The organism is Sulfurifustis variabilis, from assembly GCF_002355415.1.
GTDB classification, from domain to species: domain Bacteria; phylum Pseudomonadota; class Gammaproteobacteria; order Acidiferrobacterales; family Sulfurifustaceae; genus Sulfurifustis; species Sulfurifustis variabilis.
Map to the genome: position 1 here is coordinate 435624 of NZ_AP014936.1, position 14255 is coordinate 449878.

The following is a 14255-nucleotide window of genomic DNA, read 5'->3' on the forward strand; positions in this document are numbered from 1 at the left end:
CCATGTACAACGAACACTTCGGACTGCGGGAGCTGCCCTTCGGCATCACGCCGGACACGAGCTTCTTCTTTCCCCACTCGTCGCACCAGGAAGCGCTCAACACGCTGCTCGTCGCCGCGCGCACCGGCGAGGGGTTCATGAAGGTGGTCGGGGAGGTGGGGACCGGCAAGACGATGCTCTGCCGCAAGTTCCTCGACGCGCTCGACCGGGAGCACTTCGTCACCGCGTACATTCCGAATCCCTACCTCGGGCCGAACACGCTGCTCCTCGCCGTGGCCGAGGAGCTCGGCATTGCGAACCCGGAAGGCGTGAACCAGCACCTGCTCCTGAAGCTGATCACGAAGAGTCTGCTGGACAGCCACGTCGCGGGGCGGCGCGTCGTGCTCTGCCTCGACGAGGCGCAGGCCATGCCGATCGAGACGCTCGAGGCGTTGCGACTGCTCACGAACCTGGAAACGGAGCGCCGCAAGCTGCTCCAGGTGGTCCTCTTCGGCCAGCCGGAGCTCGATGCAAAGCTCGACAGTCCGGCGATCCGTCAGCTCAAGCAGCGCATCACCTTCTCCTATCGGTTACGGCCGTTGCACCTCTGCGACGTCGAGTTCTATCTGGCGCACCGCCTGACAGTCGCCGGCTACCGCGGTCCGCGCCTGTTCCGCGTGGACGCCGTAAAGCGCCTCTTCCGCGGGAGCGGCGGCGTGCCGCGGCTCGTGAATGTGCTGGCGCACAAGTCGCTCATGGCGGCCTTCGGCGAAGGCGTGCGCGAGATCGCCGGGGAGCACGTGCGGCTCGCCATCGCGGACACGGAGGCGGCCGCTGCGCGTCCGTCGCTGCGGTTCCGGCTGCCCCGCCTGCTTGCGACGATCGCGGGCATGGCGGCGCTCGCGACGGCGGCGGTCGTCTGGGGATACTGGTCGTGAGCCTCATCAACAAGATGTTGCAGGACCTGGAGTCCCGCCAGGGCGCGCCTTCGCACGGCGGCGAGGCGTATCGGGGCCTGCGGCCGGTGGCATCCGCGCGCGGCCGTCCGCGCGCGTGGGCGCTCGCGGGGGTTCTCGTCGCCGCGGCCCTTTCCGCGTTCTACGTGACGGCGGCGCTTCGCCCCACGGGGACCGGACAAACCGCCGCTATGCCCTTTTCGGGCGAGGCGGCCGGGTATGCCGCCGCGGCGACGAATGACGTGGCCGAGGCGAGCGCACAGTCCGCTGCCGATGCGTCGATGCCCGAGCAGGCCGCCATACGCTCTCCGGTCGCCGATCCGAGCGTGCCGACGGTGGCGCCCGTCCCGACCGCGGACGTCGCGCAGACCGAGCCGGTCGAAGCGAAGCGGACGGAAATCACGATCGCTTCCATCGCCCGGGAACCCACCCCGGCGCCCCAATCGAACGAGCCCAGGCCGCCCGAATCGCCGGCAGCGAGACGGAAGCCGACCGCGATATCGTCGGCCCCTCCCGCGGAGCAGGGCTTGCTCGACAAAAAGGTACGGCCGCTGACTGCGAAGGAAACGGCGGAGGATCATTACCGCCGCGCCGCCCGTCTGCTCGAGCAGGGACGGGGCGACGCGGCGCGGAGCGAGCTCGTCTCCGCGCTCGCCATCGATGCCGCGCACCACGCGGCGCGCGAACTTCTCGCCGGTCTGGAGCTGCAACGCGGGCGGTGGGAAGACGCCGGAAAGATCCTCGAGACGGGGCTCCAGGTGTCGCCCGGGCATTATCCCTTTGCGCAGCTGCTCGCCCGCGTCCGGATGGAGCGCGGAGATCAAGAGCGTGCGCTGGCGGTGCTGGAGGCGGCGGCGCCTCACGGTGCCCGGGACCCCGACTTTCTTGGGTTCCTGGCCGCGCTGTACCAGCGCGCGGGCCGCAACGCCGATGCGGTCAAGACATACCGGCGGGCAGTGGCCCTGCGAGCGGACGACGCGCGTGCCTGGCTCGGTCTCGCGATTTCTCTCGAGGCCGAGGGAGAGCCCGGAGCGGCGGCCGACGCCTATCGCCGGGCGCGTGCGGCCGGAGGGCTCGCACCCGCTCTGGACGGCTACGCGACCCAGCGTCTGACCGCGCTCAAGGCCCGCTAGCGGGGAGTGATTGTCGCGCGTCGATCCCGCGACGATCGCTCGGTCGCCGGGTCATCGACATGCTCCCGCACTCGAGTTGCGGCTCGTCGTAGCTCATCCGGCCCGCGCGAGCACCCATGCCTCGACGTGCGTCGCTCCGGCGCGGCGCAGTGCGCGCGCCAGCGCCTCGATCGTCGCTCCGCTCGTCATGACATCGTCCACGATCGCTATCCGCCGGCCGTCGAAGCCGCGCGTAATCTCGAATGCGCGTCGGACGTTCTTCTCTCGCAGCGTCCGGGAAAGTCCTGTCTGCGGAACGGTGGGGCGCGCGCGCCGGACGCCGCTCGTGATCACGGGCAGGCGGAGGCGCTTGGCGACCGGTCGAGCGAGCTCGAGCGACTGGTTGTAACCTCGCTCGCGCAGCCGGATGCGGTGCAGCGGAACCGGCACGACCGCGTCCACGCGCCCGTCGGTCGCGCTCTCCACGCGGACCGCCAGCTCGCGCGCGAGCACCTCGAGCCAGTCGAGCCTGCCGTTGTACTTTCCGCCCTGGATCAGTCGGTCGAGTGGCGGGGCATAGCGATAGGCGGCGACGACCCTGTCGAAGGCGGGTGCCCTCTGCTGACATGCCCCGCACACCCCCTCGGGCGACGGGCTTGCGGGCAGCGCCGCGGCGCAACGGGCGCAGGCGGCATCGAGTCGCGGCAGGGCCTGCCGGCAGCCGTCGCAGAATGGATCCGCGACCGGCGCACGGGCCCCGCAAAGCAAACAGCTGTCGGGGAAGAGCAGTGTTTGTATACTTTTTCGGAAGTATGTACTTGACGCAAGTATCTGATTAAACAGGCGGTTCAAGCGTCCTCCCGCGATGGGTTATTATATGACTTGACGCAAATACAATAATGGGCTAATCTCGTCTCATGAAAACGACGAAGCCCAAAATCGCCAAGGACAAGAGCGAGATCATCGCCAACCTCCCACGGGCCTGCTCGGATGAAACCGCCGCCGTCGAGTTCCTGGAGGAACAGCGTTGGGGCGATCACCCCGCCTGCCCCCATTGTGGCAGCGTCAACGTGTACCAGATGAAGGGCCGGGACGGCGAGCGCAACAAGCGGTTTCTCTGGAAGTGTCGGGAGAATGAGTGCGGCAAGCAGTTCACGGTGCGAGTCGGGACGGTCTTTGAAGACTCACTCATTCCACTCCGCCACTGGTGCTTCGCGTTCTGGCAGGCGTCCACGTCGAAGAAGGGCGTCTCGGCGATGCAGATCAAGCGCCAGACGGGCCTTAGCTACAAGTCGGCCCTCTTCATGATGCACCGCATTCGCTACGCGATGGCTGACGACTACAGCAAGCCAGAACCAATGACGGGGACCGTTGAGGTTGACGAGACCTACGTAGGCGGGAAGCCCCGCCACAAAGGCCCGCACAACATCAAGAAGCGTGGCCGTGGGACGGATAAAGCGCCGGTCGTGGCCCTAGTCGAGCGTAATGGCAACGTCCGGGCAATGACGGTCCCAACGGTGAACGCCAAGAACCTCCGGGCGATCATTCACAGCAACGTCCACAAGAGCGCCCGGATAATGACGGACGACGCGCCCTTCTATAAGGGGCTGAACAAGCACTTTGAGGGTGGCCACAGCTCGATCAATCACTCCCAAGGCGTCTACGCCAAGGGGGACGTGACGACGAACACGGTTGAAGGCTTCTTCTCGATCCTGAAGCGTGGGATCAACGGCGTATACCACTCGGTCAGCAAGCAGCACCTACACCGCTACCTGAGCGAGTTTGAGTACCGCTACAACACACGGAAGATGGAGGATGGGGAGCGGACGGTTCTTGCGATTCGCAAGGCAGACGGAAAGCGGCTCCGGTACCGCGAGCCACGGCAAACGCCTTGAAATTCATGGGATCTGACGATAGAGTGTGGTGTGGGCCTAGCGGGATTCGAACCCGCACGGGATATGCGCTCCTAGACCGAAGCTATCCCAACAGCTCCCAAGGCTGTCATGTCTACCAGTTCCAACATAGGCCCATAGTAGGGACCGGGTCGGTAGATGGTGGTGCTCTAGTTGGCGCTGGATGCCACCATCTACCGCTTGGGCGAGGGCCGCACGGTCGGCCTCAGTCTGACGACATCGGTCAATCTCCCCTAAAAAGCTCCTGTATCGTTCCTTTCCCGAGCACGATCCAGCCCTCACCGTGCCCTAAGGACTTGAATCGCTGTTTGGCGCCGGAAAGCATGGCGCTTAGGTTATTCGCAGGGTTCTTACCGCTGAGATGGATGCCTAGTTCTTCCAGCCGCAGGACCAGCTCCGCTGGGCGCATGGGCCTGTTTTCTCTGGTGAGGATCTCAGCGACTGTGTCCAGGGTCTTTTGGGTGGCCGAGCGATGGTCTGGGGGCGTTAGCCCATGCCGTGCCATATTGGCAGCCGATACGAACTCAGACGCTGCCACCTCGAACCGTTTTTTGGCTTCAGACTCGCCCTTCAGTTCTTTGTACGTCTCGATCCAGCGATCGAGATCGTCTAGCTTCGCTTGGATTTCTGCCCGCCGGGCGAGAGCTTTTTCCAATACTGGGTCACTCATGGCGCGGTAATTTACAAGTGTTCTTGGGATAACACAAGAGAGTACTTGGATCGTGGACGACAAAAAACGCAAATTAGCCGACAAACGGAAGCGCGGCCCAGAACCTGAGGTCATCAAGATCGATTCGGACTGGCGCGAGGCCATGAAGAAGGCGCTTCAGAAGAAGCCGCCTACGCGCTGGCCGAAGCCGAAGCGGAAACCCAAAAAGAAGGAAGTTATCCCTTTGACATACCCACGATGGAAAGGCACACTAAACAAGACAGGCCGGTAGAGATCACGCCCCAACTAATTGGGGTCGTGGTCGAATTGCTAAACGAATGGGACCGAGACTTCGAGACTACGGATTCCGTAGCGAGGAAGATCGTTTCGGAAGTTTTTGAAGAACGGAGCCGATGCGGACAGTAAGGGCGGTCATATCTGACGCAGCCTTTCGGATATCTTCGTAGTTTTGTACTTTCGTTTGCATATCAACCCTGCCCTTCGCCTTTACTCGCAAGGAGACGGGTGCGCCAGATCCGAAGAAATCTTTTCGTATCCACATCGAATGGATGATGTCATTTCGCATGATTCTAAGCCTCTCAAATTCGGCCGATATGGACTTAATTTCGTCTTGAATCGACTGGTCAGAAAGAGTTTCGTGCGCCAATGTCTTCAGCATGTCGATTCGCATAACCGACCCAATGTGGGTTGTTATGCAATAACCGATGCTTTCCGGCATCTTAGCCAGTCGCCATATTAGTAACTCGACTAGAGATTCAACGTATCCCCATTCAGCGGCTAGCAGTCCTATGGCCATGATATGCTCTGGCGAAAGAACGAGTTCCGTCATCGTCTTGTAGGTTAGGTCATCGAGCTGCGCCATCGGATCACCGTATGGTCAAGAAAAAGAAATCTCGCCAGCAGGAACCTGATTCGTCGATCCCATTCGACGAAGCCCTTAAACGCCTATGGGCCTCGCCACCGCAACACAAGAAAGCAAAGAAGAAACCGAAATCAAAAAAGAATCAGACCTAGTTGCCGGCTTCTTATTAGGAGAAAGCATGTCATTACGTACTAGTGGGCTTCGCCTTGCCCGCCTTGTTCTTTCCCTGTCTGGAAACCACGAAGTTGCAGCTGTGTTGCCAATACTTCCGCAAGTTTCATCGCTGCCCCTTCGGTTATCTGCAAGAGGATCTGCTTACGTCCTAGAGTTTCCAGCTGGACCAAAAGAGTGGGAGGGCTGGTTACGGTCTGCGGGCGTAAGCTTCCCCGCTTCGTAGACAAGCGGCAAGTAGAACTTTCTGGCAATCTTAACCTGTCAGGGGGTTCGAACAATGAAGAAATCGCGGTTCACGGAGAGCCAGATCGTGGCGATCCTCAGGGAGGCGGAGTCGGGCGTGCCGGTGAACGAGATCTGGCGAAGACACGGCATCAGCTCGGCGACGTACTACAAGTGGAAGGCCAAGTACGGGGGCCTCGACGTCGCGGAGCTCAAGCGCATGAAGGAGCTCGAGACGGAGAACGCCCGGTTGAAGCGCCTGTTCGCCGAGCTCTCACTCGAGAACCACGCGCTTAAGGATCTCATCCAAAAAAAGCACTGAGCCCCGCCGAGCGCCGCGAATCGGCGGCCTACCTGGTGGGACAACACGGGTTAGCGGTGCGACGGGCCTGTACGGCGGTCGGGCTCTCCCGCGCCGCCTATTACCGGGTCCCCGTACCCGCCGCCGAGCGCGACCGCGAGGTCATCACGGCACTGAGCGGTGTGGTCGAACGGCATCACCGCTGGGGGTTCTGGATGTGTTTTGACCATCTGAAGCGGGTGCAGAATCATCCCTGGAACCACAAACGGGTGTGGCGAATCTACTGCGCCCTCAAGCTCAACCTTCCCCGGCGTACCAAGAAGCGGCTTCCCAAACGCGATTCCTTGCCGCTTCAGGCGCCATCGGCCATCAACACCGTCTGGGCGCTCGACTTCATGAGCGATGCCCTTTACCGCGGGCGGACCTTCCGCCTGCTCAACATCCTGGACGAAGGCGCCCGCGAGGCTCTGGCGATCGAGGTGGACACCAACCTCCCGGCCGAGCGGGTTATCCGCGTGCTCGAACAGCTCAAGGCCTGGCGCGGCCTCCCGAAGCGCCTGCGGCTCGACAACGGGCCAGAGTTCACCGCGCAGCGCCTCGTTAAGTGGTGCGCCGACCACGGCATCGAGCTCGCCTACATCGCGCCGGGCAAGCCGAACCAGAACGCCTTCGTCGAACGCTTCAACCGCAGCCTGCGTCACGAGCTGCTCGATGCCTACCTGTTCGAGGATCTCGACCAGGTGCGGGAGATGGTGTGGTGGTGGCTGTGCAGTTACAACGCGGAGCGACCGCACCGGTCGTTGAACCGCATACCGCCGATGATGTACCGGCAACAGGTGTTGGAACGGCGAAGTTCTACTTCTGGAGTGTCTGCTTGACGGGGAAGCTTACGCGGGAGCGCTGGGTTCGGAAGGAAACTGCCGGGAATGCTGCCAACGACAGGTGTCAGGATAGGATTCGTCATCTGCTCCCACAGCTCTTCGTTCGTTGGTTTCTTGCTCATGTTTACCCCCCTTTTAAGGTCTTTGCTTCTTACGTCTGCTCGCTCGCCACTTCAGGGTTAATCGGCCGATACGTCAGGCGCTTCCCGACAATCCCCTGTAGGGCAATATCGGCGCGCTCCTTGTCCTCGATCCCGAGCCTGGAGCGGTTGTTGTAACGGAAATCAAACTCCGTCACGTAGCGTTGCAGATGCTTCGCGCTGCAATGGTGGTACGTGCCGATCAAGCCACGCTTGAGCAACGAGAAGTAACCTTCCACCGTGTTCGTGTGCACGTTGCCACGGACATACTCGCCTTGGCCGTGCTTCACATGCTGATGGCTGGCGAACAAGTGTCCAAACGCTTTGTACGACGAGTGCTCATCCGTCATTAAGTGAGCATCCTTCGCCATCTGTGCCTTCAACACAGGGCGAAGGTTGGAAGCGTTCACCTCGGGAATGTGGAACGAGCGCACCTGACCGCCGCGCTCCACGAGGGCAAGAATCTTCTCCTTGTGCTTGAACCCACGGCCCTTGTACTCGCGGCCTTTCTTGCTGCGCTTGCTGTTGAGCCAGAAGGTCTCGTCAGCCTCGACCGTGCCGCCACCGGAGCCAAGAAGACCAGAGGGATTCGTCTTCATCGCCTCACGGATGCGGTGCGTCATGAACCACGCAGTTTTGTACGTAACCCCTAACGTGCGGTGAAGCTGATGGCTGCTCATGCCCTTCTTGGAAGAGCAGAGCAAATAGACCGCCATGAGCCACTTGTTAAGAGGGATCTTCGAGCGCTCGAACACCGTGCCGACAGTCACCGTGAAGGGTTCACGGCACATGTGGCACTTGTAGAGTCCGGGGCGGGTGCTCTTGCCCTTCAGTTCGTAGTGATCCCCGACCGTCCCACAGTGAGGGCAGACCGGACCGTAAGGCCACACGGTACGCTCAAGGTACTGGCGGGCCTTCTCGGGATCGTGGAACTGGGGGGCGGAAAGATTGTTGTTGTTCTTGGCCATGGGTGTCTCCTTATGGCCTGAACGATACCCGCTAGCGGTGGGTATGTCAAGTACATAACTTCCAAAAAGAAACCGGCCTGAGGGCCGGTTTCGCTTTCTGGAGGCAACATATGAATGCCGTAGAACTGAGGTTGGAGATATTCAAGAAGCTGCTTGAACTAGACCCAGGACTAGACAAGCAGAAAGCGATACACCTCGCTACTTCACTTGCTGAATGTCTTTTGGCTCCATCCCATAGACCACAAGACGGTGGCATTTCGCGTATAGCCTGAACCAGTAGTCAGGCGTCCTGTGCTCCCCGGACTCTGGCCTGGTTAGCTGGTCGATATGCCGCATCAGTTCGTATGCCACCCGCTCTTTGCTGTCTGGCTGGACATGAACTGGTCCCGAGACGCTAACGCTTTCTGAAGCCATAACGGCCCTCTTTGTTGTTATAGGGGATGGGAAGCGTACTCCTTTGTAGCTGTTTGCGTTAAGTACATACTTGCCTACTTTTTAGACGTTGGTAAACCGACATTTTTATACTTGTTGACAGCGATCGTAACGCATCTACACTCGCCGGGTTCACCCTTTCTGTCCCCGCATCGATCACCGACACCGTCTTGAACGAGCTGCAACGCCGCCTGGCCAAGCGCCGGGCTCAGGGTCTTTATCGCACTCGCATGGTGCTCGATTCACCACAGGCGGTCGAGGTCCGCGTGGGTGACGACGCACTGCTCAGTTTCTGCAGCAACGATTACCTGGGCCTCGCAAATCATCCCCGCGTCGTGGAGGCCTTCCGCAGCGCTGTCGGACGATACGGGGCCGGAGCGGGGGCGTCCCATCTTGTGACCGGACACACTCGGGCGCATCACCGGCTCGAGGACGACCTGGCCGAGTTGATTGGAAGTGAGCGTACACTTCTATTTTCCACAGGATATATGGCGAACCTCGGCATCGTAAGCGCACTTGCGGGCAGAGGCTCCCGGATTTACGAAGATCGGCTGAACCACGCCTCGCTGATCGATGCCGCGCGTCTCGCACGCGCGAAAGTCACGCGGTATCCGCACATCGCCGTTTCCCGACTGGCCGACTCGATCGACGCGCACGGCCCCGGCGGTCTCATCACTACCGATGCGGTTTTCAGCATGGACGGCGATCTCGCGCCGTTGCCGGAACTGGTCCGGATCGCGCGTGACGCCGGAGCGCGGGTCCTGATCGACGACGCGCACGGCTTTGGAGTGCTCGGCGAGAACGGCCGCGGATCCCTCGAGCACTGGGGCATCCCGCCCGCTGACCCGGCGATCCTGATGTGCACTTTGGGGAAAGCCCTCGGGACCTTCGGGGCCTTCGTGGCGGGGACAGCGGACCTTATCGAGACGCTCATCCAGGAGGCGCGTACCTATACCTATACTACTGCGCTCCCGCCGGCGGTGGCGGAAGCCACTCGCGCCAGCCTGGCGATCCTGCGCGACGAACCTTGGCGGAGGACGCACCTGCACGCCCTGGTGCAGCGTTTCCGTCAAGGTGCTTCCGACCTGGGTCTCGCGCTCGCGGAAAGTCGGACCCCCATTCAGCCGCTCATCATGGGCACCGCGACTCGGGCCAGCGACGCCGCGGCCGCCCTGCGGGCCGCGGGTCTGCTCGTTCCGGCGATCCGGCCGCCGACGGTGCCCGAGGGTTCGGCCCGCCTGCGGATCACGTTTTCGGCGGCTCACACGTTCGAGCACGTCGATCGGCTGCTCGAGGCCTTGGGGCGCTTGCCCGCGGTGGACGATGCGACTGCACCATGAGGTGATCGGCCGAGGGCCGGATGTGCTGCTCATCCACGGGTGGGGATTGCACGGCGGTGCCTGGTCGGCCGTACCCGCGGCGCTCGCCCGTACCCATCGCGTTCATGTCGTCGATCTCCCGGGTCATGGTCGCAGCGCGGGCGACGGGTCCTGGGATCTCCCGACACTGGCCGATTGGCTGCTCGATGTGGTGCCGCCGCGCAGCACCTGGGTCGGCTGGTCGCTGGGGGGATTCGTCGCACTCGCGGCCGCGCGGAGGAGGCCAGAAGGTGTCGGCCGCCTGGTCCTGGTCGGCACCACCCCCCGATTCGTCCGCGGTCCGGACTGGCCGTGCGGCGTGGCGCCCGAGGTGCTCGACGAGTTCGCGTCAACCCTCGAACGCGATTACCGCGCGACCATGACGCGTTTTCTCAGCCTGCATCTCGGTGAGGGCGCGGCGGAGCGCGCCGCGCTTCGGCGATTGCGCGCGGAAGTGTTCCGCTATGGCGAGCCCGGCATGGCGGCGCTCCGTTCGGGTCTCGACATTCTGAAGGCCGCCGATCTCAGGGCGGACCTGCCGGCCATCGAGGTCCCGACACGGGTCGTCCAGGGCGGGTGCGATCGTCTGGCCCCGCCGGCGGCCGGGGCCTACCTCGTACGCATGCTGCCCCGGGCCGAGCAGTATTCGTTCGCGCTCGCCGGACACGCGCCTTTCCTCTCCGAGCCCGAGGCGTTCGCGCGACTGTGTCGCGAGGCGAGTCGTGTCTGAGCGCACCCTGAATCGCGGCGAGGTCCTCGAGATCTCGGCCTACCGGCTGGACAAGCGACGGCTGCGCGGGCACTTCGCCCGGGCGGCGCGGACTTACGACGCCGCCGCGGTGTTGCAGCGCGAGGTGGCCGACCGCGCGCTCGCGCGTCTCGACGCCATTCGCCACCGGCCGCGGAGCGTGCTCGATGCCGGCTGCGGTACCGGGTACGCCCTCCGCGCGCTTGCCCGCCGGTTCAAGGGGGCGCGCGTCACCGGGGTCGATGTCGCCCAGGCGATGCTGGTCGAGGCGCGCCGCCAGGCGGGCTGGTTCAAGGCCAGGCCGTACGTGTGCGGCGACATCGAAGCGCTGCCCTTCCCGGACGCCGGTTTCGACATGGTCTTTTCGAACCTGGCGCTGCAGTGGTGCGAGCCGGAGCGGGCAATGGGGGAGTTCCTGCGCGTGCTCGGACCGGGCGGGCTCCTGATGTTCACGACCTTCGGGCCCGATACGCTCAGAGAGCTTCGCGCCGCCTGGCGCGCAGCCGACCCGGGGGGCGTGCATGTTCATGCCTTCTTCGACATGCACGACCTCGGCGATGCGCTGCTGCGCGTCGGCTTCGCCGAGCCGGTCATGGACGTCGAGCGGTTCACGCTGACGTACGCGGATGTCGCCGGCGTGCTCCGCGACCTGCACGGGATCGGCGCGCACAACGCCGCGCGCGGGGCGACCCGGGCCCTCACCGGTAAGCGTCGCTTCGCGCGGTTTCGCGAGGCCTACGAGCAGCTGGCGCAGGGCGGCCGCATTCCGGCTACCTACGAGGTCGTGCACGGGCACGCCTGGGCGCCCACGTCGCCGCACCCGGGCGATCGCGCGACGGTCGCGATTCCCCTGGATCAGATCGGACGCCGTCGATGATCCGAGGTGTCTTCGTCACCGGGACGGACACGGGCGTCGGCAAGACGCTGGTGGCCGAGGCTTTGCTTCGGGCGCTTGCGGCAGCGGGGCGGCGCGCGGTCGGGATGAAGCCGGTCGCGAGCGGATGCCGGAACACCGCGGACGGGCCGCGCTCCGAGGACGCCGAACGCCTGGCTGCGGCCAGCGTCCTGAAAGTCTCTTATGAAGCCATCAATCCCTTTGCTTACGTGCCGGCGGTCGCCCCGCACCTCGCTGCCCGCGCGGTGAATCGGCCGATCGAGATCGCAACGGTCGACGAACGCTTCCGCGCCCTGGCGCGCGACGCCGATACCGTGGTGGTGGAAGGCGTGGGCGGGTGGCGGGTGCCGATCGACGAGCGCCACACCATGGCGGACGTCGCCGTACGCATCGGACTGCCGGTACTCCTCGTTGCGGGAGTGCGGCTCGGATGCCTCAACCATACGCTTCTTACGGTCGAGGCCATTGCGCGCGACGGATGCCGCCTCGCGGGTTGCGTCGCCAATCGCGTCGATGCCGGCATGGCGTGGGCAGACGCCACCGAGGCGGCGCTCGAAGCCCGGATCGAGGCGCCGTTCGTCCGCGTGCCGCATCAACGAATGTCTCCCGATTTGTTGACGATCGGCAACTCGCTGCTGGCCCTCCTCGATCGAGGAGAACCCTGATCGCAAGGTGTTGTAAATCGGACATACACTCACCCGGAGATATCTCCAATGGGAGCGGAGCGATGCCCGGTTTCCGGTTGCACCCCCATAGGGCTTGTGATAGCTTGCGGCCGCCTAAAAGTCGGTGGAGCGTGCAGATTTCCGCGTCGTCGCAACGTCTCGTCAGAGCGGCGACCGGGCGATCGTTGAAGCGCGCGGTTTTCTGCCAACGCCTCGCCTCAAGCCTTCGGGCCCGCGCAGGCAGTCCGTGGACCCGCCCCGCATGAACGACCGCGAAGCGCGCGACGCCGCCGGTGCGAGCGTGAGCTTCGTCATTCGACCTAATCGCTCGCTGCCGGTCTCCGGCCTGGTCGCGTTGTTCGTCGCGCTGAGCGCGAGCGCGTTGACCATCGGCATCGGCTTCGCGCTCAAGGGCGCGTGGCTGATTCTGCCGTTCGCCGGGATCGAAGTGCTGATCGTAGGCATGCTGTGCTACTGGCTCTACCGTCACATCGATGACTGCGAGCTGGTGGTGATCGAGGCGGACCGGGTGCGCGTAATGCAGCGCAGCGGCACCCGGGAGTCGCGCCGAGATTTTCCGCGGTACTGGGCGCGCATACGCCTGGACCGCTCCCAGGACGGGCGCAGGCCTTCACGGCTGCGAATCGGATCGCACGGCCAGTTCGTGGAGCTGGCCGAAAACATAAACGAAAGCGACCGGTTGATCCTGGCTGAGGAACTGAGGAACGCCCTCGGCGCGCCGGAGTGAACGACGGCCGGCACGCCCGGGTACGGTCCGATGCGAAGTGGGTTGTTTAGATAACTGGGAGACAAGCATGCACGTTGTTCGCCGCAGTGCCCGTTCCGGCGCGGCCGCCCGTCTCGCTGTCCTGGCGGGGGCGTTCCTTCCGGGTCTCGCCTTTGCCGAGTACGGTCTGAACTTCCCGGCGCCCGTCACTCCGATCGCGCAGAAAATCTTCGACCTGCACATGCTGATCCTGTGGATCTGCGTGGCCATCTTCGTGGTGGTGTTCGGGTTCATGTTCTACTCGATCGCGAAGCACCGGAAGAGCCTCGGTGCCAGGCCGGCCACCTTCCACGACAACGTGAAGCTCGAGGTCTTCTGGACCATCATCCCCTTCCTCATCCTGGTCGGCATGGCGATTCCCTCGACGGCGACGCTGATCGAGATGGAGGACACCAGCCGGTCAGACATGACCGTGAAGATCACGGGCTACCAGTGGAAGTGGAAGTACGATTACCCGGATCACGACGTCAGCTTTTTCAGCAACCTCTCGACCCCGCGCGACCAGATCGAGAACCGCGCGGACAAGGGCGATCACTATCTGATCGAGGTGGACAACCCGGTCGTGCTGCCCGTCAAGAAGAAGGTGCGCTTCCTGCTCACCGCGAACGACGTCATCCACGCGTGGTGGGTGCCGCAGCTCGGCGTGAAGAAGGACGCCATCCCCGGGTTCATCAACGAGATGTGGACCTACATCGAGGAGCCGGGCGTCTATCGCGGTCAGTGCGCCGAGCTGTGCGGCAAGGACCACGGCTTCATGCCGATCGTGGTGAACGCGGTATCGCAGGAGGAGTTCGACAAGTGGGTGGCCTCGCAGAAACAGCGTGCCGCCGGAGAAGCCGCCGCGGCCGACAAGGTCTGGAGCAAGAATGAGCTGCTGGCCAAGGGCAAGCAGGTGTACCAGCAGTGCGCAGCGTGCCACGGCCCGAACGGCGAGGGCGTCGGCCCGTTCCCCAAGATGACCGGCAGCAAGATCGCGACGGGCCCGATCGCCGAGCATCTCAACATCGTCCTGAACGGCAAGCCCGGCACCGCCATGCAGGCCTTCGGCCCGCAGCTCTCCGACGCGGACATCGCCGCGGTCGTCACCTACGAGCGCAACGCGCTCGGCAACCAGGTCGGTGACATCGTCCAGCCCGCCCAGGTCGCGGCCGCCCGCAAGGGCGGCGCCGTCGCCCAGGCGAAGTAAGAATCG

Annotated in this window: 14 protein-coding genes and 1 tRNA gene; 10 read left to right on the plus strand and 5 right to left on the minus strand. The window is 63.6% G+C overall.

Going from position 1 to position 14255, the window contains the following annotated elements; genetic code table 11:
• Nucleotides 1-2 precede the first annotated feature (2 nt).
• Nucleotides 3-917 carry an ExeA family protein gene (locus SVA_RS02155; RefSeq protein WP_096458153.1) on the plus strand — a complete coding sequence of 305 codons (915 nt, stop codon included), beginning with the start codon at nucleotides 3-5 and terminating at the stop codon, nucleotides 915-917.
• Nucleotides 914-2068 carry a tetratricopeptide repeat protein gene (locus SVA_RS02160; RefSeq protein WP_096458156.1) on the plus strand — a complete coding sequence of 385 codons (1155 nt, stop codon included), beginning with the start codon at nucleotides 914-916 and terminating at the stop codon, nucleotides 2066-2068. The genes SVA_RS02155 and SVA_RS02160 overlap by 4 nt, the downstream gene beginning before the upstream one ends.
• Nucleotides 2069-2161: 93 nt before the next feature.
• Here SVA_RS02160 and SVA_RS02165 read toward each other — a convergent pair whose 3' ends face one another.
• Nucleotides 2162-2899 (minus strand): ComF family protein, encoded by a 738-nt coding sequence (locus SVA_RS02165; RefSeq protein WP_269456934.1) that lies wholly within the window; start codon nucleotides 2897-2899, stop codon nucleotides 2162-2164.
• 65 nt (nucleotides 2900-2964) lie between these two features.
• Between SVA_RS02165 and SVA_RS02170 the strand changes: the two genes are divergently transcribed.
• On the plus strand, nucleotides 2965-3942 hold the full coding sequence (locus tag SVA_RS02170; protein ID WP_096458162.1) for an IS1595 family transposase: 978 nt from the start codon (nucleotides 2965-2967) through the stop codon (nucleotides 3940-3942).
• Between the two features lie 31 nt (nucleotides 3943-3973).
• On the opposite strand, the gene SVA_RS19290 is transcribed toward SVA_RS02170, so the two are convergent.
• The 3 genes from SVA_RS19290 to SVA_RS02180 all read right to left on the minus strand — a co-directional run bounded on the left by SVA_RS19290 (nucleotide 3974) and on the right by SVA_RS02180 (nucleotide 5492).
• Nucleotides 3974-4076, minus strand: a tRNA-Pro gene (locus SVA_RS19290).
• 107 nt (nucleotides 4077-4183) lie between these two features.
• Entirely contained in the window at nucleotides 4184-4774 is a 591-nt protein-coding gene (locus SVA_RS02175; protein WP_148665354.1) for a hypothetical protein, read from the minus strand.
• A 193-nt stretch (nucleotides 4775-4967) separates the two neighbouring features.
• Nucleotides 4968-5492, minus strand: coding sequence for a hypothetical protein (locus SVA_RS02180; RefSeq protein WP_096458168.1), 525 nt, complete (start codon nucleotides 5490-5492; stop codon nucleotides 4968-4970).
• Between the two features lie 451 nt (nucleotides 5493-5943).
• Between SVA_RS02180 and SVA_RS02185 the strand changes: the two genes are divergently transcribed.
• Nucleotides 5944-7067 (plus strand): IS3 family transposase gene (locus SVA_RS02185; RefSeq protein WP_096458171.1). Its coding sequence is split into 2 segments (ribosomal slippage): nucleotides 5944-6196 and nucleotides 6196-7067, totalling 1125 coding nucleotides; the frame shifts between segments, so codons are not numbered across the junction.
• 154 nt (nucleotides 7068-7221) lie between these two features.
• On the opposite strand, the gene SVA_RS02190 is transcribed toward SVA_RS02185, so the two are convergent.
• A complete protein-coding gene (locus tag SVA_RS02190; RefSeq protein WP_096458174.1) occupies nucleotides 7222-8178 on the minus strand; it encodes an IS1595 family transposase in 957 nt (318 codons plus the stop codon).
• Nucleotides 8179-8780: 602 nt separating this feature from the next.
• Here SVA_RS02190 and bioF point away from each other — a divergent pair.
• The 6 genes from bioF (at nucleotide 8781) to coxB (ending at nucleotide 14249) form a co-directional block, all read left to right on the plus strand.
• Complete coding sequence (gene bioF, locus SVA_RS02195; protein WP_197703327.1) at nucleotides 8781-9950, plus strand: 8-amino-7-oxononanoate synthase; 1170 nt, start codon at nucleotides 8781-8783, stop codon at nucleotides 9948-9950.
• On the plus strand, nucleotides 9934-10698 hold the full coding sequence (gene bioH / locus SVA_RS02200) for a pimeloyl-ACP methyl ester esterase BioH (RefSeq protein ID WP_096458180.1): 765 nt from the start codon (nucleotides 9934-9936) through the stop codon (nucleotides 10696-10698). The genes bioF and bioH overlap by 17 nt, the downstream gene beginning before the upstream one ends.
• Nucleotides 10691-11593, plus strand: coding sequence for a malonyl-ACP O-methyltransferase BioC (bioC, locus tag SVA_RS02205; RefSeq protein WP_197703329.1), 903 nt, complete (start codon nucleotides 10691-10693; stop codon nucleotides 11591-11593). The genes bioH and bioC overlap by 8 nt, the downstream gene beginning before the upstream one ends.
• Nucleotides 11590-12276 (plus strand): dethiobiotin synthase, encoded by a 687-nt coding sequence (bioD, locus tag SVA_RS02210; protein WP_096458183.1) that lies wholly within the window; start codon nucleotides 11590-11592, stop codon nucleotides 12274-12276. The genes bioC and bioD overlap by 4 nt, the downstream gene beginning before the upstream one ends.
• Before the next feature lie 262 nt (nucleotides 12277-12538).
• A complete protein-coding gene (locus SVA_RS02215) occupies nucleotides 12539-13024 on the plus strand; it encodes a DUF2244 domain-containing protein (RefSeq protein WP_096458186.1) in 486 nt (161 codons plus the stop codon).
• 67 nt (nucleotides 13025-13091) lie between these two features.
• Entirely contained in the window at nucleotides 13092-14249 is a 1158-nt protein-coding gene (gene coxB, locus SVA_RS02220) for a cytochrome c oxidase subunit II (protein ID WP_096458189.1), read from the plus strand.
• Nucleotides 14250-14255 lie beyond the last annotated feature (6 nt).

What these genes read in the sequence shown, in the direction of transcription:
- SVA_RS02155 (WP_096458153.1), top strand. Translation starts at nt 3, where the DNA reads ATGTACAACGAACACTTCGGACTGCGGGAGCTGCCCTTCGGCATCACG.
- SVA_RS02170 (WP_096458162.1), top strand. Translation starts at nt 2,965, where the DNA reads ATGAAAACGACGAAGCCCAAAATCGCCAAGGACAAGAGCGAGATCATC.
- SVA_RS02175 (WP_148665354.1), bottom strand. Translation starts at nt 4,774, where the DNA reads ATGGCCTCGCGCCAGTCCGAATCGATCTTGATGACCTCAGGTTCTGGG.
- SVA_RS02180 (WP_096458168.1), bottom strand. Translation starts at nt 5,492, where the DNA reads ATGGCGCAGCTCGATGACCTAACCTACAAGACGATGACGGAACTCGTT.
- SVA_RS02190 (WP_096458174.1), bottom strand. Translation starts at nt 8,178, where the DNA reads ATGGCCAAGAACAACAACAATCTTTCCGCCCCCCAGTTCCACGATCCC.
- bioH (WP_096458180.1), top strand. Translation starts at nt 9,934, where the DNA reads ATGCGACTGCACCATGAGGTGATCGGCCGAGGGCCGGATGTGCTGCTC.
- bioD (WP_096458183.1), top strand. Translation starts at nt 11,590, where the DNA reads ATGATCCGAGGTGTCTTCGTCACCGGGACGGACACGGGCGTCGGCAAG.
- SVA_RS02215 (WP_096458186.1), top strand. Translation starts at nt 12,539, where the DNA reads ATGAACGACCGCGAAGCGCGCGACGCCGCCGGTGCGAGCGTGAGCTTC.
- coxB (WP_096458189.1), top strand. Translation starts at nt 13,092, where the DNA reads ATGCACGTTGTTCGCCGCAGTGCCCGTTCCGGCGCGGCCGCCCGTCTC.